This window comes from Brevibacillus sp. FIR094 (assembly GCF_050477165.1).
Classification (GTDB): Bacteria; Bacillota; Bacilli; order Brevibacillales; family Brevibacillaceae; genus Brevibacillus.
This window is the reverse complement of record NZ_JBEAES010000004.1, coordinates 1-18,405: the sequence shown is the minus strand read 5'-3', so window position 1 is coordinate 18,405 and position 18,405 is coordinate 1. Positions and strand designations below refer to the sequence as shown.

Annotated in this window: 15 protein-coding genes and 2 pseudogenes; 4 read left to right on the top strand and 13 right to left on the bottom strand. The window is 48.4% G+C overall.

Features of this window, described 5'->3' with window-relative positions; translation table 11 throughout:
• The 4 genes from ACQ5DJ_RS04155 to ACQ5DJ_RS04140 form a co-directional block, all read right to left on the bottom strand.
• Positions 1 to 861, bottom strand: coding sequence for an ABC transporter permease (locus tag ACQ5DJ_RS04155; protein ID WP_429841326.1), 861 nt, complete (start codon positions 859 to 861; stop codon positions 1 to 3).
• The gene (locus tag ACQ5DJ_RS04150; protein ID WP_429841325.1) at positions 858 to 1,784 is read right to left on the bottom strand and encodes an ATP-binding cassette domain-containing protein; all 927 of its coding nucleotides are present in this window, start codon (positions 1,782 to 1,784) and stop codon (positions 858 to 860) included. The genes ACQ5DJ_RS04155 and ACQ5DJ_RS04150 overlap by 4 nt, the downstream gene beginning before the upstream one ends.
• Entirely contained in the window at positions 1,781 to 4,156 is a 2,376-nt protein-coding gene (locus ACQ5DJ_RS04145) for a DUF7408 domain-containing protein (RefSeq protein WP_429841324.1), read from the bottom strand. The genes ACQ5DJ_RS04150 and ACQ5DJ_RS04145 overlap by 4 nt, the downstream gene beginning before the upstream one ends.
• Before the next feature lie 185 nt (positions 4,157 to 4,341).
• Entirely contained in the window at positions 4,342 to 5,307 is a 966-nt protein-coding gene (locus tag ACQ5DJ_RS04140) for a proline dehydrogenase family protein (RefSeq protein WP_429841323.1), read from the bottom strand.
• Between the two features lie 127 nt (positions 5,308 to 5,434).
• Between ACQ5DJ_RS04140 and ACQ5DJ_RS04135 the strand changes: the two are divergent.
• Positions 5,435 to 6,829 (top strand): annotated as a pseudogene (locus tag ACQ5DJ_RS04135) (PLP-dependent aminotransferase family protein); the annotation flags it as partial.
• A gap of 503 nt (positions 6,830 to 7,332) precedes the next feature.
• Here ACQ5DJ_RS04135 and ACQ5DJ_RS04130 read toward each other — a convergent pair.
• From ACQ5DJ_RS04130 to ACQ5DJ_RS04095, 8 genes are all read right to left on the bottom strand, one after another.
• A complete protein-coding gene (locus ACQ5DJ_RS04130; protein ID WP_429841322.1) occupies positions 7,333 to 7,887 on the bottom strand; it encodes a glycerol-3-phosphate responsive antiterminator in 555 nt (184 codons plus the stop codon).
• Positions 7,888 to 7,900: 13 nt separating this feature from the next.
• Entirely contained in the window at positions 7,901 to 9,571 is a 1,671-nt protein-coding gene (locus ACQ5DJ_RS04125) for an FAD-dependent oxidoreductase (RefSeq protein WP_429841321.1), read from the bottom strand.
• A 147-nt stretch (positions 9,572 to 9,718) separates the two neighbouring features.
• Positions 9,719 to 11,218 carry a glycerol kinase GlpK gene (glpK, locus tag ACQ5DJ_RS04120; protein WP_429841320.1) on the bottom strand — a complete coding sequence of 500 codons (1,500 nt, stop codon included), beginning with the start codon at positions 11,216 to 11,218 and terminating at the stop codon, positions 9,719 to 9,721.
• A gap of 54 nt (positions 11,219 to 11,272) precedes the next feature.
• Complete coding sequence (locus ACQ5DJ_RS04115) at positions 11,273 to 12,103, bottom strand: MIP/aquaporin family protein (protein WP_069849084.1); 831 nt, start codon at positions 12,101 to 12,103, stop codon at positions 11,273 to 11,275.
• A 216-nt stretch (positions 12,104 to 12,319) separates the two neighbouring features.
• Complete coding sequence (locus tag ACQ5DJ_RS04110; protein ID WP_429841319.1) at positions 12,320 to 12,742, bottom strand: YvaD family protein; 423 nt, start codon at positions 12,740 to 12,742, stop codon at positions 12,320 to 12,322.
• Positions 12,739 to 13,101, bottom strand: a complete 363-nt coding sequence (locus ACQ5DJ_RS04105; protein ID WP_429841318.1) for a DMT family transporter — start codon at positions 13,099 to 13,101, stop codon at positions 12,739 to 12,741. The genes ACQ5DJ_RS04110 and ACQ5DJ_RS04105 overlap by 4 nt, the downstream gene beginning before the upstream one ends.
• 14 nt (positions 13,102 to 13,115) lie before the next feature.
• Positions 13,116 to 13,685, bottom strand: a complete 570-nt coding sequence (locus ACQ5DJ_RS04100; protein WP_429841317.1) for a TetR/AcrR family transcriptional regulator — start codon at positions 13,683 to 13,685, stop codon at positions 13,116 to 13,118.
• Between the two features lie 91 nt (positions 13,686 to 13,776).
• The gene (locus ACQ5DJ_RS04095; RefSeq protein WP_429841316.1) at positions 13,777 to 15,198 is read right to left on the bottom strand and encodes a PLP-dependent aminotransferase family protein; all 1,422 of its coding nucleotides are present in this window, start codon (positions 15,196 to 15,198) and stop codon (positions 13,777 to 13,779) included.
• 115 nt (positions 15,199 to 15,313) lie between these two features.
• Here ACQ5DJ_RS04095 and ACQ5DJ_RS04090 point away from each other — a divergent pair, with 115 nt between their 5' ends.
• Both ACQ5DJ_RS04090 and ACQ5DJ_RS04085 read left to right on the top strand, forming a co-directional pair.
• Positions 15,314 to 15,889 (top strand): GNAT family N-acetyltransferase, encoded by a 576-nt coding sequence (locus tag ACQ5DJ_RS04090; protein WP_429841315.1) that lies wholly within the window; start codon positions 15,314 to 15,316, stop codon positions 15,887 to 15,889.
• Positions 15,890 to 16,022: 133 nt separating this feature from the next.
• Positions 16,023 to 17,300 (top strand): erythromycin esterase family protein, encoded by a 1,278-nt coding sequence (locus ACQ5DJ_RS04085; RefSeq protein ID WP_429841314.1) that lies wholly within the window; start codon positions 16,023 to 16,025, stop codon positions 17,298 to 17,300.
• Positions 17,301 to 17,379: 79 nt separating this feature from the next.
• Here the strand turns inward: ACQ5DJ_RS04085 and ACQ5DJ_RS04080 are convergent, their stop codons facing one another.
• Complete coding sequence (locus ACQ5DJ_RS04080) at positions 17,380 to 18,039, bottom strand: MBL fold metallo-hydrolase (RefSeq protein WP_429841313.1); 660 nt, start codon at positions 18,037 to 18,039, stop codon at positions 17,380 to 17,382.
• Between the two features lie 78 nt (positions 18,040 to 18,117).
• Between ACQ5DJ_RS04080 and ACQ5DJ_RS04075 the strand changes: the two are divergent.
• Positions 18,118 to 18,357 (top strand): annotated as a pseudogene (locus ACQ5DJ_RS04075) (alpha/beta fold hydrolase); the annotation flags it as partial.
• Positions 18,358 to 18,405 lie beyond the last annotated feature (48 nt).

Below are 18,405 nucleotides of genomic sequence, written 5' to 3'. Positions count from 1 at the left end.
TTATTGCTCCTCTTTTACTTTGCGAAATCTCGGTTTCACTGGCTGAATGAGATAGATGGAGAGTAAAAGGCAGAACAGTGTAACGATCCCGAAAAACAGGCAGTAAACCGCGTACGGGTCCACATTCCCAATCCTGAGCTGCGGCCCTTCTTCAAAAATGTTTAACATCGCAAACAATGGGTTGAAATTATGCATGAGATCTGGCCAGTCCGGCATGGTTGCGGATGACATGCCACCCGAACGGCGCTGGTACCGAATGAACTCTTTGATAATTTCCGCCAGTATGCTCGATCCAATCGCATATCCAAACACCACGGCATATGTGACCACCGTAGCGATACCTGTCCGTTTGATTAGCGTGGACATGAGTACACCAATGCTGCCGATGCCAAACATCGTAATGACGTAAAAGCCAAACACCTTGATCACTTGTGCAGGTGAGATTCCTCCATACAAAAAGACGATGGCATAGAGCGGGATGGTCGCAATGACCAGGAAGGTCATGAAGCTGAGCGACGCCAGCCATTTGCCTAAAATCAATCGTGTGGCGCTGACATTCGTGGTTAACAGTACGCTCAACGTCTGGCGTTCGCGCTCACCGGAAATCACACCTGACGTTAGTCCCGGCACGACGAAGCAGATCATCCCGAGCTGAAACACAGACAACATCATGAACAGCTCGCGTGTATCATTCGGATTGTAGTAGCTGCCACCGTTTGTCATAAAGAAAATTAACGTGAGCGTCATTGCGCCCAAAACGAGCAAATAGAGCAGGATGATCCACGGTGACCGATTGGTCCGCATCCGCATTTTCCATTCATTGAACAAGACAGGGTTGCGAAATCGTCTCAAGTCGCTCATGAGCCCACCCCTTTCGTAATTTCCAGGAAGATTTCTTCCAAATCACCAACTGTCTCATTAAACGCGGCAACAGGATAGCCTGACACCGCAAGCTCCCGCAGCAGCTCAACCTGTTCTTCGTCATTGCCTGAAAAGCCTGCAACGACCCAGTTCCCTTCGCGTGTCACCCTGGTAATGGCGGGCATCTCACGCAAGCGTGTCATTGCTTCATCAACCCGATCCAACAGGCGGATACGCAATACCCGCTGTTCTTGCATTCTCGAGTAAATCTCATCGACTCGTCCAAAGGCAACCAGATTGCCTTCCTCCACAATCCCGATGACGTCGCACATCTCCGCTAACTCAGGCAATATGTGCGAGCTAATGATAATCGTCTTGCCCATGTCCCGCAGTTCCTTCAAAATCTCCCGCAGCTCGATGCGTGCGCGCGGGTCCAACCCAGAAGCTGGTTCGTCCAAAATGAGCACTTCGGGATTGTGAACCAGCGAGCGAGCCAGCCCGAGACGCTGCTTCATCCCCCTCGACAACGAGTCAACGTAGGCATCCCGCTTGTGGGTGAGATTCACCAGCTCTAATAACTGCGGAATGATTTGTTTTCGCTCTGCTGCCGGAATATCGTAATTCGCGCCGTAAAAATCAAGGTACTCTTCTGCTGTCAAATTGTCGTAGACACCAAAAAAGTCTGGCATGTAGCCGATCAGCTTGCGTACTTCCTTTGGATGCTTGGTCACTTCGTAGCCGCCTACGTATGCTTTCCCGCTGGTCGGCTCCAATAAAGTCGCCAAAATAGACATCGTCGTCGATTTTCCTGCCCCGTTCGGACCGACGAAACCAAAAACGGTACCCTTGTCAATTTCGAGCGAAAGTCCTTTTAATGCTTCCATTTTGCCGTATCGCTTGCGCAAATTTTGAATCTGGATCACTTCTTGCTCACCTTCCCTTCCACACTGACACTTGGAACCCCAATGTGGCGATCATCCTCAAACTGGTGGGCAAATTTGATGCGGACAATGCCGTCGCCCGAAACATAAGTAGTGGTCTTGTCGCTTGTCATCACGTTGTTCATGAATGCTTTTTCAAATGGTTCGAAAGCTTTTGTCTTCCAGTTGTAAACCTCTTTTTCAAATGTCGTATTGTCTTCTGACCAGGTGTACAGATACAAATTGCTGATGGTAAGATCCTGTCCTTCCTGATTCAGATTGATGTCAAAGGTAATATCCCCGGCAGGCAGTCTAAAGCCATCTCCGTAGTCATCTACCGGAACAGAGCTGCCCGACATCGTTACATCAAACGATCCCGTCGGATAATAAATGTGTCCATCCTTGGATGGATTCACTTGCAGTGTCGAAGTGACCATTGCAATGCTGGTGTTCTCCGTATTTTCGTTTGGTACGACTGCCTCAACAACTTGCTCTTCGGTCCAGCCCACGAGTTTTACCACTTCAGACTGACCACCACGTCTATCCATCATGTCTAGCATTTCCACGATGACTTGTTCACGCGTTTGTCTTTCATAGCCATTCGATTGCATGTACTGCGGCAGTGCATGTCCCGTATTCATCCGATGTTGGTTCCGCTTTGCTTGTTGTTGAGGGGCAAACGGCAAGTTCACTTCGACACTGCTGCCAGCCGCCAACTGTGGAAACTCTTGTACCTGCATACCAGTAGAGATCGTCACATCCCGCAGCGAATACTTCGTATGGTTCGTCACGGTTCCTTTCAGTGCGCCGTTCTCATATGACAGGTTCGATTCTATTTTTCCTACGTCCGATATGGATTGCTCCGTCGCAACCTTGCGCATCGACCAGAATTCTACATCTCGGAAATCAATATGGGTCTGATCCGGCTGCATGGAAATCCACGTTTTCGGAACTTGATCAACATAATTTCTTTCAGTGACAGGTTGAGTTATACCCTCTCCCTTTATAGTCAAACGATAGTCGTCATTACTCGGTACGAATAATGCGGTTACACTCATCGCATTCGCCTGTCCGTTGTTTTGCAGCTCAATATAGCCTACCTGGTGCAACTTTACACCCACACCCCGCTGGATGGCACCAATCGAGAAGATTCCAATTCCCGCCAACACCGAAATAGCAGGGACGATCACCCACATATAGCTTTGCTTGCGGCCTCTCCGCAAAATATAGAAAAGAACTGGCCCTACAACCAGGGCATAAATACCGAAAAATACTGCGAACCAGCCAACCTCTGGAATTTTCAAGGATGGGACTCGATCAGCAGCATCCCGAAGCGGCCAAATGTTATCGATCATGCTCGTATTTGAAACGTTGATAGAAGAACCAAAAGCCTTGACTAATGTATCTGCCCAAAAGCGACTGTTTCCTGCCCAGCTGGCTACTGGTTCCGCCGCCAAGTCATAGGCGACGTACAATACTTTTCCAGCTCCCACATTATGTACAGCCATCAGCGGAATATTTCCTTCGCTATATAGAACTTTCCCTGCCTTCAATGTCCCATTGCTTACAGTAAAGGGGGACGTCAGTGCAATCGGATTCGTCTTACCCACTTTTAAACTAGAGAGTGTCTGTACACTCGTCACTCCTGTCACTTCTACTGGTGACAAGTCACCCAAAACGCCTCCGGATTTCTTGTACTGTGCTCCTCCGGCTAAAATCAGCATCCCGCCAGATTTCGTCCAATCCCGAATCGCTTTGATCTGCTGTTCATTCAATGAATCCAAAGCAAAATTGTTGATGACGAGCATATTGATCATCTTGAGCTGAGTACCTGTCACAGGCATATTGTCTGCCTTCATCGTCAAGAGCTGGACAGGGCTATGAATAGAGCCTTTCGGCAGAACACCAAGGAAGTTAGCTGTGTCGGGGTTTTCTGCTAACACACCGATCATCAGCGTATCTTCGCTGTATGAAGTGCCTGTTATCGGCGTTTGCGCGATCATCTTATCATTTTGCATCAAGGCCACAAAAGAACTGCCATGCAGCTCTGAACCAGGAACGAGAATCGTTACCTGCTTGGTCACTCCGCTTGCAATCGAAACTGGCTGATAATTGGCAACTGCGAAGCGCCTGTCTCCCTGTTCCCCAGTGGCGACAAACAGCTCCCCTTCGATATCCGCCCCTCCATTTTTCACCGTCACGACAACGGGAACCATCCCCGTTTGCCTGTACTTTCCTTCAATTCCGACTGTTACTCCCAGCTGAATGTTTCCCTCTGCCAAGGCTGTTCCCGTTAATCCTAAAGGAACACCTGCTACCATCAGGAGGAACGCACAGAAGGCCAGGAGCCACCGCTTACACTGCGCCGTTTTCATTCGTTCAAAACCTCCACGGACCATTCTTTTTTTCTACCTATCTTTTCTTCTCATACAGTTATTGACGTTATTTCCAGACAAATAGCTACATTTTTTTTCAAAATGAAGTCGATTGGTAACTGAGTGTGAGGGTGAAAAAAAAGAAAAAACGTCAGGATTGTGCTCTGACGTTTTTCGTAATCCTTCTATGACATGCCATACCCTACATCCTGAAGCCCCGCCGGATCAAACATATCGGCTATCGCCTGATGTACATGAGGCGGGTGCTCCGCTAGTCGATGACACAAGTACAAGTACCACTCTGTCCCATACGTGAGATACAATCGCACCGGAACCCCCTTTTCTCGCAAAGCATGAGCTAGCTCAGGTCGAACCCCGTATAACAGCTCGACCTCTACATTCGATCGATGCAAATAGTCACGGCGGGCTAGCTCGTCTACAATCGCTTGGTCGTGGGTGGCGAGTGAGCATACACGCCCAGCTTGCACACACATGTCAGCCAGCTCTAGGTATCGTTCGTTCAACTCGACTGAACGCGCCAAAGCGATTTCCTGGGGTTCTTTAAATGCGCCTTTGACCAAGCGAATTTTCCCCGGGAGTCCGAGCACCCGTTTCACATCATCCAACGAGCGGTGTAAATGCGCTTGAATTGTAATGCCCACATTTTCATGTCGCTGTGCCAAGCGCTCATACATGCTGATAATCGCCTCTGTTTTCGTCGATTCCTCCATGCTGATCATCAAGTACTGGCCGCTATGCCTCGCCCGCTCCGCCAACTCCTCTACGTGGGCAAAAGCCAGCTCTTGATCCCGTAACAAGCCGAGATGGGACAGATCAAAGGAGATTCCGACTGATGTATGTAGTTGGGAGCAATCCACAGTTAACGCGAGAAATTCCCGCTGCGCTTCATGTACAACCTGCAAATCCAGCGTATTTTCACCAATGTGTTCAACTGATAGGCGGTAGCCCATGTTTTCCAAGCGCTGGGCTATTTTCATTGCTTCCGCACGCGTTTCGCCTGTTACATAACGTTTCGTAGCCGCCAAAAGCAACGGATATAACAAGGGCGATGTTCTGACCGCTTCCTTGATTCGTTCATCACGGGCGATTGTACGCAAAATCTCTGCGGTTCTTCTCTCTTCTGGTGTCATCCTTCTCTCTCCTTTAGCAGTGGCATACCTCTTCTCTTCCTTCACCCTACCATGGTACGCTGGTGTGGATTAGGTCCAGTTTCCCACTATTTCGAGAGGACCAGTTACATAAGGAGGCTCGCACGCCTTGCTCTGGATGACCATTGACCGAGAGAAACCCATTCCGTTAATCAGACAAATTTATTCTGAATTGCGCACAAAGATTTTGAGCGGAGAAGTGACAGCCGGCTTCAAGCTTCCTTCAACCCGCAAAGTAGCCAGTGAACTGCACCTCTCTCGCAATGTGGTGTTAGAAGCGTACGAGCAGCTATTAGCCGAGGGCTACATCGAGAGCAGACGTGGCTCCGGGTATTTTGTTGCTTCGGGCATTTATTTGGAACAGTACGCCCGGGTGACAGAGACTGGTTTGCCGAAAGTGAATCAGCACTTCAACGAAGCCGAGAGCAAGCTGATCGATTTTCGTTCCGGTGTTCCTGCTCTGGAGCACTTTCCTCGTAGCCTCTGGGGCAAAACCGTCCAACGCGTCTGTCAGGAAGCGCCGCTGTCAGTCTTTGGCTATAATCGTCCCGAGGGACGCACGGAGCTACGCACGATTTTGTGTCGCTATTTGTATCGAACACGCGGTGTGCAATGCGAACCCGAACAAATCATTATGACATCCGGAGCTACTCAGGCGCTCACCCTGATTGCCAACGTGCTTCTGCGTCCTGATCGTCACGTAGTCATCGAGGATCCGATCACGCACGATATCCAAAGTATTTTCACCAGGACAGGGGCTCGTTTACTACCTGTTCCGACAGATGCCTACGGGATGGATATGGAACAGCTACCGTCATTATCTGCCCACCGCCCCCGCTTCGTATTTGTCACGCCTTCACATCAGTTCCCTCTCGGCGGTACCATGCCGATCCAACGAAGACTTCAACTCATTCGTTATGCAAGAGAAGCTGACTGTTACATTGTCGAGGATGATTACGACAGCGAGTTTCGCTACGAGACTGCTCCCATCAGCTCTATTCAGGGACTTGCCCCGGAGCGTGTTATCTACATCGGTTCCTTTAGCAAAATCCTTTCTCCCGGACTGCGCCAGGGATACCTTGTCCTGCCAAAAGCATTGGTAGCTTCCTATCAGCAAGCAAAATGGCTATCCGATTTGCACACCCCTTCGATTGATCAGCTTGCTCTGGGGGTTTTTATCGAGGAGGGGCATCTAGAAAAATACGTGAATCGCGTAAAAAAGCTGTACAAAAAACGCCGACAATGCTTGATTGATGCTCTACAACTAGCTTTTGGTGATGGTATGCGCATTTGGGGGGAGGCTGCTGGTCTGCACATCGTAGCTGCTTTTCCCACGGTTCGCTTCACACCTGACGTCCTGACTGCACTGGAGCAAGCCGGAGTGCGTGTCTACCCGGTCGAGGAACACGCCATTGTCAAAGACAATCATACAGATAAAATCATTCTTGGATACGGCAATACCAATGAGGCACAGATCGAAGAAGGCGTCGAGAGGATCAGGAGGCGAGAAGGTAGGAGCCTGGATGATTACGCTCGTCGCTCTCCTTCTCACTTGCCCAAAAGAAGAGCCAAATCTCTCGAATACCTCTCAAGATTTGGCTCTCGTTCTACTACTTATCTGTTAGCGAAAGCGTCCGCAGCAGCCAGGAGGGCACCAACGACAGTGATCCGGGCATCTCCGTCTATGGTCAAACTCCCAACTCCGGAAAGGTCTCTGCCAGCCACCTCCACGCTCCCATCCTGGTGGCCGTTCCCGATCTCTTTGCCAAGGGTAATAAGAAGAATGTCCTTCCCGCGAAGAATACGATGATTGCCATTGAGAGCTTTGATAATTCACTCAACCGCCTTCTTTCCTCTTATTTTTTGCTGACTATATGTGTATATGCACGGTGATGTTCATCCGCATAGACTACTGACCTTTCTAAAAATAAAAGGGTATCTACCTATCAAAAAAACCGGTATTCCTACGAACAGGAATGACCGGCTTTTGACGACCCTAATATGCCCTTATGATTTCATCCACAGCTCTCTGCGAGAAGTGGTTACAGATGTTGCACCGGCAAGAATAGCACGATCCACATCTTCCTTTGTACGAATAAATCCTCCAGCGATAACCGGAATATTGGTTCGTACAGTGATTTCTTCGATCAGGTGGGGAATGATTCCTGGCAAAACCTCGACGTAATCTGGTTTGGTTCTCGCAAGCTGGGTAAGACTGCTGTCTAATGCCATCGTATCAATGAGAAACAGTCGTTGGATGGAAATGAGCCCTTTTTTCTTGGCGGCTAGAACGGCACTGTTCCGTGTCGTGATGATTCCTTCGGGCTGGGCTTCTTGCGCAAGAAACTCCATCGCATATTCATCAGACTTCAAGCCGTCTATGAGATCAGCATGAATCAGCAGTTTTTTCCCGAACGCTCTGGCCCGTTTTCCCAGTGGCTTTACTTGTGCTACATGAGCATTCAGCAAAATAATGCGCTCGTAGCAGCTTTCCATGAGTTCATCAAATTCTTTTAATGTCCGGGCGGCAGGAAGTATTTTTTGATTGATCAGGTTTGCCAATCACGAATCACCCCTATTGAAATGTTTTCGCAAGATGATATTCCTCTTCAAACACTTTTATTTCATGTTCTTTTCTCTCATCCGACCATTGCAGCTCATGAGCGAGCTCTTCTCCCACCATTCGATACACAGGCTCCAGTGTATCCCTCTCGAAGAATAGTCTGCCACTGCGACGAATCAGAAAATCGCTCATGGTCATGACCATTTCTTCCTTTACAGCGTAGCGCAGTTCTGCTTTCAGCAGTGCTTCGATCGGAGACACATTTTGAGCATTTTGTGTCAAAAGCTCCTGGCACATCGTTACGATTTGCTCACTGTTGCTTCCATATTTTCCGACCAGAACGCGGATTTGTTCCTCGGTGATTCCCCATTGGCGAAGTCGCTCTGCCTGTGCTTTCACAAATACAGGAATCTTGGCTGCAGAGTCAAATTTTCCGCCCGCGAGGACGATTTTGTCTGTCCGGCAGGCTTTGAATGCTCTGCCCTCTTCTTCCGTCAATTGCTTGGCCACCACATCCACAATCCGCTCGGCCATCTTACGGAAGCCCGTCAATTTTCCACCTGCGATCGTAATCAGCCCGCTTTTGGAATAAAAAATCTCGTCCTTGCGTGACAATTCGGATGGGGACTTGCCGTCTTCATGGATCAGCGGTCTGAGTCCTGCCCAGCTGGAGCTGACATCCTGTTCCGTCAGTTTCACAGAAGGGAACATCTCATTCGCGGCATTCAATACATACTCCATGTCTTCTCTCGTTACCGTTGGGCGCTCCAGCACACCTTTGTAATTCGTGTCAGTGGTACCGATATACGTACTGTTATTGCGCGGAATGGCAAATAGCATACGCCCATCGGATACATCGAAATAAACGGCCTGCTTTAACGGCAGTCTGTTATATGGCACGACCAGATGGACACCTTTTGTCAGGTGGAGGCGCTTGCCGTACAAGGAGTTGTCCTTTTCTCGAAGCTGATCCACCCAAGGACCTGCTGCATTGACGATTTTTTTTGCATGGAGGGAGTACTCCGTGCCCGTAAGCAAATCCTTCGCGCTGATCCCGATGACTTTGCCGTTTTCATAAATAAAGCCAGTGGCTTCGGTATAGTTCACGCAGAGCGCTCCGTGCGAGCTTGCTGTTTTCATGACCTCAACCGTAAGTCTAGCATCATCTGTCCGATATTCGAAATAAAGCCCGCCGCCCTTGAGAATATCGCGGCGCAAAAGCGGTTCTGCCTCCACAGTTCTCTCTTTGTTCAGCATGATGCGTCGTTCTTTTCTTTCGACGCCAGCCAACACATCGTAAACATACAAACCAATAGAGGTTGCCAGCTTGCCATAGGTACCATTTTTCACGATTGGCAAAATCATTTTTTCCGGGATGACGATATGTGGCGCATTGCGATACAAAATAGCTCGCTCCCGGCCTACTTCCCGCACCAGCTGCACATCGCCCTGCTTCAAATAGCGCAATCCTCCATGAACGAGCTTGGTAGAGCGACTGCTGGTGCCCGCAGCGAAGTCCTGTCTTTCTACGAGTCCGACACTCAGACCTCTCGCGGCTGCGTCGAGGGCAATACCTGCTCCCGTCACCCCACCACCAATGACCAAAAGATCGAGTTGTTTGTTTGCCATTTTATCCAGACAAGCCTGGCGTTGACTTGATGATAATGCATGTTGATCGTTCATCGTTCTTCTCATCCTCTCTAAAAGAAAAAGACAGCCAATATCCAAAAGAAGCAATGCAATGTCATTGCTCTTCTGATACTGGCTGTCTCCGTAGTCTCCACAGCATGATTAACTTATCTTTAACTTTAGACCTCTTTTACACAAAAATCAATGCCTAATCTTGTAACCCATCGTTGCCGTAACAGCTTGCTTCCAACCTGCGTACAGCTCCTGGCGCAATTCCTCCGCCATATCCGGTGAGAAGGAGCGCTCCACCACTTTGTTATTCACAATATCTTCCTTGCTTCCCCAATACCCGACGGCAAGCCCTGCCAGGTAAGCTGCTCCCAGCGCAGTCGTTTCATTGACACGCGGACGCTCAACCTCTGTATTCAGGATGTCGGACTGGAACTGCATCAAAAAGTTATTCGCCACGGCTCCACCGTCTACCGCTAGTTTTTGCAGCCGGATGCCAGAATCAGCCTCCATCGCTTCAAGCACATCCCGTGTCTGATAAGCCAGAGACTCCAGCGCTGCCCGAATCAAATGATCTTCCGTCGTTCCGCGGGTCAAGCCGAAGATCGCGCCCCTTGCTTCCATATCCCAATACGGTGCTCCCAGTCCAACAAAGGCTGGAACCATATAGACACCGTCTGTGCTGCCAACAGCGAGTGCGTGCTTTTCCGAATCCGACGATTTTTCGATCAGCTTAAGTCCGTCACGCAGCCATTGAATCGCCGCACCAGCTACAAAAATACTGCCTTCCAGGGCGTACTCTACCTTGCCATCCACTCCCCAGGCAATGGTCGTCAACAACCCGTTTTTGGAAGCAACTGCCTTTTCTCCGGTATTCATCAGCATGAAGCAACCTGTTCCGTATGTGTTTTTGGCCTGCCCTTCCGCAAAGCACGCCTGCCCAAACAAAGCGGCCTGCTGATCTCCGGCAATCCCGGCAATCGGAATCTGGAATTCGAAGAGCTTCTCGTCTGTGTAGCCGTACAATTCGCTGGAAGGACGGACAGCTGGCAGCATGGCTTTCGGGATTTGCAGCATGTTCAATAGCTCGTCGTCCCACTCCAGGGAATGAATATTAAACATCAACGTGCGCGAAGCATTGGAATAGTCGGTCACATGTACAAGGCCATTGGTCAGCTTCCAAATCAGCCATGTATCGATGGTTCCAAACAAGAGGTCGCCTTTCTCAGCTCTCTCCCGTGCTCCCTCCACATGATCGAGCAGCCATTTTACCTTTGTCCCGGAAAAGTAAGCGTCAATCAACAATCCTGTCTTTTCACGAACGGTTTGCTCATAGCCTTGCTCTTTCAACTGGTTGCAAATATCGATGGACTGTCTGCTTTGCCATACAATTGCATTGTGAATTGGCTTACCCGTGTGCTTATCCCATACCACGGTTGTTTCCCGCTGATTGGTAATCCCAATCCCTGCGATCTCTTCCGGCTTCACATGATTTTCCAGTAAAACCGCTTTCAAAACCTCCAGCTGTGATTCCCAGATTTCCTCGGCATTGTGCTCCACCCAACCCGGCTTCGGATAGATTTGCGTGAATTCCTTCTGGGCCACACCGATAATGGCACCTGATTTATCGAATAAAATAGCGCGAGAGCTCGTGGTTCCCTGATCGAGGGAAAGCATATATTTATTGTCCATGACAACTGTTCCTCCTTCACTCATATGAAATCGCCTTCATTCTTACCTTTATGTCTAGGAACGCGCACTTTCGGATGCGAGTCGCTCCTTGCTACCGATTGATTTTTTGGTTGTCATTCCGACCACGATGGCAATCACCATGAAAGCCGCTAATGCTATTACACCTGTCAGCGAATGATCTGTAAACGTCCATTTGTAAAAAAACGCTCCACTTACTGCTCCAATAATTGGTCCAACAACAGGAATCCATGCATAGCGCCAGTTGGACTTTCCTTTGCCGTGGATGGGCAAGAGAGCATGAGCGAGACGAGGTCCCAGGTCACGGGCTGGATTGATTGCATACCCCGTAGTACCACCAAGAGACAAACCGATTGCAACAATCAGGAAGCCGACGATAAACGGATTCAGTCCTTCTGCAAATTTATTCGCTCCGATCGCCAGTAGACCGAGCACCAAGAAAAACGTACCTAAAATTTCACTGAACAGATTCGCGACCGTATTGGGAATCGCAGGACCTGTTGCAAATACCCCTAGTTTGGCTCCTGCATCATTCGTCTCACGCCAATGCGGGTAATAAAAGATCCAGACGAACGTCGCTCCCATAAACGCCCCAATCAGTTGAGCCGCTATGTAGCCCGGAACATGCTCCCACGGAAATTGACCGATGCTTGCCAGTGCAATCGTAAGTGCCGGATTCAAATGCGCTCCGCTAATGCTTCCTACTGCATAGGCACCGCACGCAACTGCCAGACCCCAGCCCAGCGTGATTACAATCCAACCGCCGTTTTGGGAATACGCCTTTTTCAAGTTTTGTCCGGCGCAAACACCTGCCCCCAAAATGATCAAGATCATCGTCCCGATCAATTCCCCTACATAAATAGACATGCCCCATCCTCCCCCTTTTTGGAAAAAACGTAAACCTATTCCCGTTAAGCGCTTACAATACGCCAACTCCTTTGTGGTTTGTCTGGAGAGAAAATAAAAAAGCTAATACTCGCAAAACAAGAGCTAATGCCCTCATTTTGCAAATATTAGCTGATCTCCCAATCTCCACAGCACTATTAACTTAAGACCTACTATATAGCCACCGTTCAAAATTTGTCAAGAATCCCTTTCCTTCACTTTTGCCAGTTCTCGCATCAAGCCCGGCAAAAAGAATAACGGGTACATCAGCAGGTACAGGTTCGGAATCCACCAAGACCAATCATAATCTGCCCTGAACGCCCAAAAAGCGATCGCCTGCAAACCCGAGCAGGATGTCAAAACGAGCGACAGCATGGCAAGCGGCTTCCAGATGTTCCGTCCTCTGCGATAGGCGTACAGACTGGCAAAGCCCGTGATGGAAATGAAAATATCCAATGGAAAAAAGGACAAGTTCCATGCAAGCAAATTGGGGTCGTAGTAATCCTGATACAGATATTCCACAGGGAGAAGCTCCAAAAATGTAACGAGCCAGTATACGACAAACGCCACATCGGTGACCCAGAAGAATACGAGCATTGCTCTTACATTTCTCTCACTCATTTCGCCTCAGCTACTCCTGTATCTTTAGAAGATTGCGCATGAGAGCTGTCTCCCAGATTCAATAGCACACAGCCCACGATAATCAGTCCGACAGCAATCAATTTTTTGACAGTGAAAGCGTCCTTGAAGACCACCACACCAATGACCGCGATGATCGCCGTGCCGAGACCAGACCAGATGGCATAGGCGGTCCCAACCTCCATTTCCTTGAGCGCCAGGCTCAGCGACGAGAAGCACAAAATATAAAAGATAAACATCATCACACTGGGTACAGGCTTGCTCAGCCCGTCGGACAGCTTCATCGATGTTGTTCCAGCCACCTCTAGCAAAATGGCCATTAATAGATAGATCCAACTCATTATGCTCCTCCTACTTACTTGTTTGAAGACGAAGAATCTACGATGCCGCCTAGTAAAATATCGATAACCGCATCAAGCGCATCGCCAATCGTCACATGATGATGGTTCGCCAACTGCTGATCAATCAGCTGGTTGAGCGTTCCAGTATACATCTGAATCAGGATCGGAAGCTGGATACGCCGAAATACACCCTCCTCTACTCCTTGCTCCAGAATGATCCGAACATGCTCCCACTCCTGTTGATTGAACTCGTCGATCAGCTTCCATTGCTCGGGATAGTAGCGCTTCAGCTCGTACCACACGCGCAGGTCCGTTCGTGAGAAATTGTTCGGGACCAGTGCCAGGAGCTGTCGCATCTTCTCTACCAAATCGAGGTCAGTATCCTGTAAAATCTGGTCTTCCGCTTTACGTAAATCCTCGATATTTTCTTCAATGACTTTGGTGATCAAAACTTCTTTCGATGGAAAGCTCGCATACAACGTCTTGGTGCTAACGCCTGCACGCCGAGCTAAATCAGACATGGTAAAACGGACGCCCTTGGTCTCAATCTCATGATAGGCGCATTGTAGGATTCGCTCCTGCATGTTCTTGCCCCCCTCTCGAAAACAAGGAAAATATTCTGTTTTTCATATTTTCCAAAAGGTACTCTTAGCATAACGGCGTACTCAAGCATTGTCAACAATCACCAAACCACGCTTGGCTCAATGCCTCGATACCGGGTTCGATTTTTTCCAATGGAATACCACCGAAGCCGAGGAAAAACTCTTTTGGCAAGGGATTAGGTGGCACCAGCCATGTAAACGATGCAGACGAGGCTCTCACACCTGCCTGAATCGCCAGCTTTTTCAACTCTTCCTCGCCTCGCTCGCTGTTTACCCGCAGCAGAACGTGAAAACCCGCATCGGCTCCGATGACTGTCGCTCTTTCTCCGAAATGCTTTTGCACAGCCAGCAGCAGCGCATCATGTTTTTTGCGATACAGCTTGCGCATTTTGCGGACATGCTTTTCGAAATATCCTTTTTCCATAAAGGCTTCCATCGTCCGCTGATGCAGTCGGGATGAGGATGGTTCCATCAGTGTCTCGCGCAGTAGGTCGTAGTACGTATCCAGCAGAGATTCAGGCAAGACCATGTACCATATGCCGATTGCTGGCGCCAACACCTGCGCAAAGCTCCCCATATAGATCACATTCGCATCTGGGAGCAAGCCTTGCATGGACGGAATCGGTCTGCCATGATAACGAAACTCTCCGTCGTAATCGTCTTCGATGATGTATCCTCCCACATTTTTGGCCCATTCGAGCAATTGCAGCCGCTTGGATATGGGCATGATCATCCCACGCGGGTATTGATGAGCCGAAGAAACGGCAGTCAACCCAACCCCTGACTCATATAGCTCACTGACGCTAATTCCGTCCTCTGTTAGTGAGATCGGCACCACGTCGTATCCGTGCTGGCGAAACGTATTGGCAAACAGCAAATACCCCGGATTTTCTACGCCGATGCGTTGGAACTGCGGCTTTACCATCAAACATATCAGAGACAGCAAGCCAAACTGGTCCGCCCCAATCACCACTTGATTCGGCGAACAAGCGACACCCCGGTACCTGTGCAAGTAATCAGCGATTTGTTTCCTGAGTCCAGCCTCCCCTTGCGGATCTCCATAAAAAAGATTCTCATGCTGCTCTATGTGAAGCGTCTCATTGTACAAACGACGCCAAATCATGGTTGGAAACAATGAAAAATCATTGCGGGAGAGGTGAAAGTCATAGACGTACTCCCGTTCGTCACGCACCATGGGCCGCTGGATAGTTTGTGTGCTCGCACCAGCACCCGGTTTCACTTCAGGATCAGGCAATTTCTCCACGTAATACCCACTGCGCGGTTTACTTTGGATAAAACCTTCCGCCAGCAGCTGCTGGTATGCCATCTCCACTGGTGTTGTGCTTAGGCCCAGCAAGTCAGCCAGTTTGCGAACGGACGGCAGCTTGCTACCCACCGCCAAGCGTCCTGCGACGATCTCCTTTTTCAAATAAGCATAAAGCTGTACGTATTGCGGCTCGTTGTCGTTTTCCTGCCAGTTTGGGGTCAAGAGCATCTCGATTCCCCCTCCATCTGTCCTTTTCATTTTTACAAAACTGCATATTTTCAAGTATACACTTGCTCGTTATCCTAAGAAAAAGAAGTTTTGTACGAACAGGAGGACAACGATTATGTCTATGACACAAGAGAATACACGTGCAGCGGTTCGCTTTTTGGAAGGGGAACGCGTCTTTTTGCGACCAATTGGCACAGAAGATACCGAATTATACTTCCGCTCCTTGTTCAACAAGGAAACGCGTATGCTGACTGGTACTCAAAAGCATTTCACACGTGAGCAAATCCAGCAGTATATCGAGAACAAAAGCCAGGATTCTTCCAGCGTCCTCTTATTGATCTGCCTGTGTGAAAATGATCAGGTGATTGGCGACGTCCAAATCGGAGATATCGATCCGAAAAATCGCAACGCCTTCATTCGAATCTCGATTGATCAAAATGCCAATCAAGGAAAAGGTTACGGAAGCGAAGCCCTTCTGCTGATGCTCGATTATGGTTTTGGCATCCTCAATCTGCATCGCATCGAGCTAAACGTATTCGGCTTTAACGAACGTGCCATCCACACGTATGAAAAGCTCGGCTTCCAACGAGAAGGCGTACAGCGACAAGCCCTTTATTACAACCACGCCTATCATGACTCTATTCTCATGTCCATGCTGGCAGATGAGTATCGGGCGAAATATGTGAAATAACAAAGAGAAACGCACTCGGGGATTACAAAGCCCAAGTGCGTTTTTTTAATCTAGGTAAACGACTTCATAAAGGAGTATAATTGGGAAAATGGTAAGAAAAACCACCTACGAACCGCAAGAAAGAGAGAGTGACATGAAGAGTAAACTCCTATTCACCATCAGCTTGTTCATGATCCTAAGTGTATTGACAGGGTTCCATCCCGCATCAGCCAGCACCTTGCAACAGTCATTGCAAGCAAACCTTGTCCCTGTTTCAAAAATGGAGCTTCCTGCAAAAACCATCATCGGGTTTGGAGAAGCTACGCATGGCAACAAGCAATTCACTACGCTGAAGTTAGATATTTTTAAGCATTTAGTAGAAAAGCAAGGTTATCGCGTATTTGCCATCGAAGGTGATTTTGGCGGTGGACAAAAGGTCAATGAATACATTTTAGGCGGCAGCGGAACTGCTCAGGATGCCGCAAAAGCCATCGGATTTACGATTTACCATACAGAAGAAATGGCCGCCCTTCTCTCTTGGATGCGCGCCTTTAATGAGAAGCGAGATCCCAAAGATCAAATTCATTTCTACGGCTTTGATATGCAACGCTATGACCATAACAAAAACGGGCTATTCTCCTATTTGAAAAAAGTTGATCCGGCACTCGCATCCAAGTATGAGAAGCTGCTTACGAATCTGAATGATAAGACGGTGTATGATCAAAAGATCACCCTCGTACAGGAAGCGCTCACCCACATAAAAAGCTTGATAGAGCAGATGAAACAAAAACAATCTGTTTATATCGCGAAAAGCTCTATGAAAGAATATGAGCTGGCTACTGCCTTCGCAGAATCCATCAAGCAAAACGCTACACTGCGCGGAACAAACACGAACTATGGCAACACCCGTGATCGCTATATGGCGGACAAAGTAATGTGGATTTTATCCTTTGAAAAGAAGCATTACGGTCGCAATAACCTGTTCATCGCCGGACATAATGGACACATTGAAAAGACCTCCACTTCCGCAGGAATGACAACCTGCATGGGAGCACATCTCGCAAAAGCCTTGGGAGACCAATATTACGCAATCGGAAGTGAATTCTACGAAAGCACCTTCCTTGCGAATGACGCCTCTACCAATGAGCGCAAAGCGTTTACTGTAAAAAATAGTGGCAAAGATCGGCTAGCTGTTCTGTTTGCTCAGACAGGGATGGCGGATGGATTCCTTGACTTTGCAAAGGCACAGCATCATGCGGATTTTTACACCTATCTGAATAAAGCACAGCCCATCAGTGCAATCGGTGATGTCTTTAGTGGATGGTATGGAAAAATGGAGAAGCTGTATACGTTGCAGATGATTCCAGCGAAAGCTTTTGATGCGATCATCTTCGTACGAACTGCTACTCCTTCGGTTATGAACAAGGATTAATGGGTGAGGACATTTGCCTGGCATAAAGGAAACGGCAGCCGATTAAACTGGCTGCCGTTTTTGTGAGTATAGGCTATCATTACTGACTATGCTCTACGATCTGATCCTTCACATTTTCGTTACTGAATCCCCCGTGATAACAAACCACAGCTGCAATGTCGAGGTCTACGTACCTTTTTAAAGAGAATCGGGCTGTATTCATATCCGGTGTGCTCGGGGCATGAATTCCCCCGAGAATCCCGTTTACACTGTACATCGAGTCCCCGACAACGAGAGTCTTGCTTTGCTTTAAATAAAGGCTGATATGACCGGGAGTATGCCCAGGAGTATGGATGACACGAATCCCGCCGCAAAAGGGCAGTTCCTGACCGTCACTCACGGTATGATCCACTCTGCCTTTGGGAGGATTCTCAAGATGCCCGTCTTTTAAAAGCGGCAGCTCCCCTTGAATATACGGTTTATCTAGTTCGTGTGCATAAACGTGAACATGATCCCCGCACTCCTGCAAAATCTCAGGAAGACTGCCGATATGATCCACATCCTGATGCGTCAAAATCACAGCATTTAGCTTGTCGAACGATACTCCTACCTTTTCCATCGCCACTCGTAAATCATCCATTTGCCCTGGGAATCCGGTGTCTATTAAAACAGCCATGTCTCGATCCCATAAAAGAACGGGGTGAATGATATTCCCATGAAAATCTAGATGAAGCATTTCTACTCCCTTTGAAATTTCCATCAGGCAGACCTCCGTAAAACTTTATTTTTACGTAAGGTTATATTATTATGTTAGTTTTGTTTTTGTCAACATCTGTAAACGTCTTATAATTATGACCAGCGCGGACGAGGCGACAGTGGCAACAGGCTGGCGTACGCTTATGAACGTAAAATTGAAGACATTGAAGCCCTGATCGATGCAGCAGGAGGTACGGCTTATCTATACGGTCATTCTTCGGGTGCTATACTGGCACTTGAAGCTGGGCGACAAAAAAAACCATTCCTTAAAGGAATGGCTTCTTCATTCATTCAAAACTGGATCTGCATGATCAGTTGCTAAGTGTGTGGATAAGTCCTCGACCGATTAGTATTCGTCAGCTCCACGCGT

Bases quoted from the DNA above. Each gene is read 5' to 3' on its own strand.
- ACQ5DJ_RS04090 (WP_429841315.1), top strand. From the start codon at position 15,314: ATGTCTATGACACAAGAGAATACACGTGCAGCGGTTCGCTTTTTGGAA.
- ACQ5DJ_RS04085 (WP_429841314.1), top strand. From the start codon at position 16,023: ATGAAGAGTAAACTCCTATTCACCATCAGCTTGTTCATGATCCTAAGT.
- glpK (WP_429841320.1), bottom strand. From the start codon at position 11,218: ATGGACAATAAATATATGCTTTCCCTCGATCAGGGAACCACGAGCTCT.
- ACQ5DJ_RS04145 (WP_429841324.1), bottom strand. From the start codon at position 4,156: ATGAAAACGGCGCAGTGTAAGCGGTGGCTCCTGGCCTTCTGTGCGTTC.
- ACQ5DJ_RS04125 (WP_429841321.1), bottom strand. From the start codon at position 9,571: ATGAACGATCAACATGCATTATCATCAAGTCAACGCCAGGCTTGTCTG.
- ACQ5DJ_RS04140 (WP_429841323.1), bottom strand. From the start codon at position 5,307: ATGACACCAGAAGAGAGAAGAACCGCAGAGATTTTGCGTACAATCGCC.
- ACQ5DJ_RS04100 (WP_429841317.1), bottom strand. From the start codon at position 13,685: ATGCAGGAGCGAATCCTACAATGCGCCTATCATGAGATTGAGACCAAG.
- ACQ5DJ_RS04105 (WP_429841318.1), bottom strand. From the start codon at position 13,101: ATGAGTTGGATCTATCTATTAATGGCCATTTTGCTAGAGGTGGCTGGA.
- ACQ5DJ_RS04115 (WP_069849084.1), bottom strand. From the start codon at position 12,103: ATGTCTATTTATGTAGGGGAATTGATCGGGACGATGATCTTGATCATT.
- ACQ5DJ_RS04110 (WP_429841319.1), bottom strand. From the start codon at position 12,742: ATGAGTGAGAGAAATGTAAGAGCAATGCTCGTATTCTTCTGGGTCACC.
- ACQ5DJ_RS04095 (WP_429841316.1), bottom strand. From the start codon at position 15,198: ATGCTCTTGACCCCAAACTGGCAGGAAAACGACAACGAGCCGCAATAC.
- ACQ5DJ_RS04155 (WP_429841326.1), bottom strand. From the start codon at position 861: ATGAGCGACTTGAGACGATTTCGCAACCCTGTCTTGTTCAATGAATGG.
- ACQ5DJ_RS04080 (WP_429841313.1), bottom strand. From the start codon at position 18,039: ATGGAAATTTCAAAGGGAGTAGAAATGCTTCATCTAGATTTTCATGGG.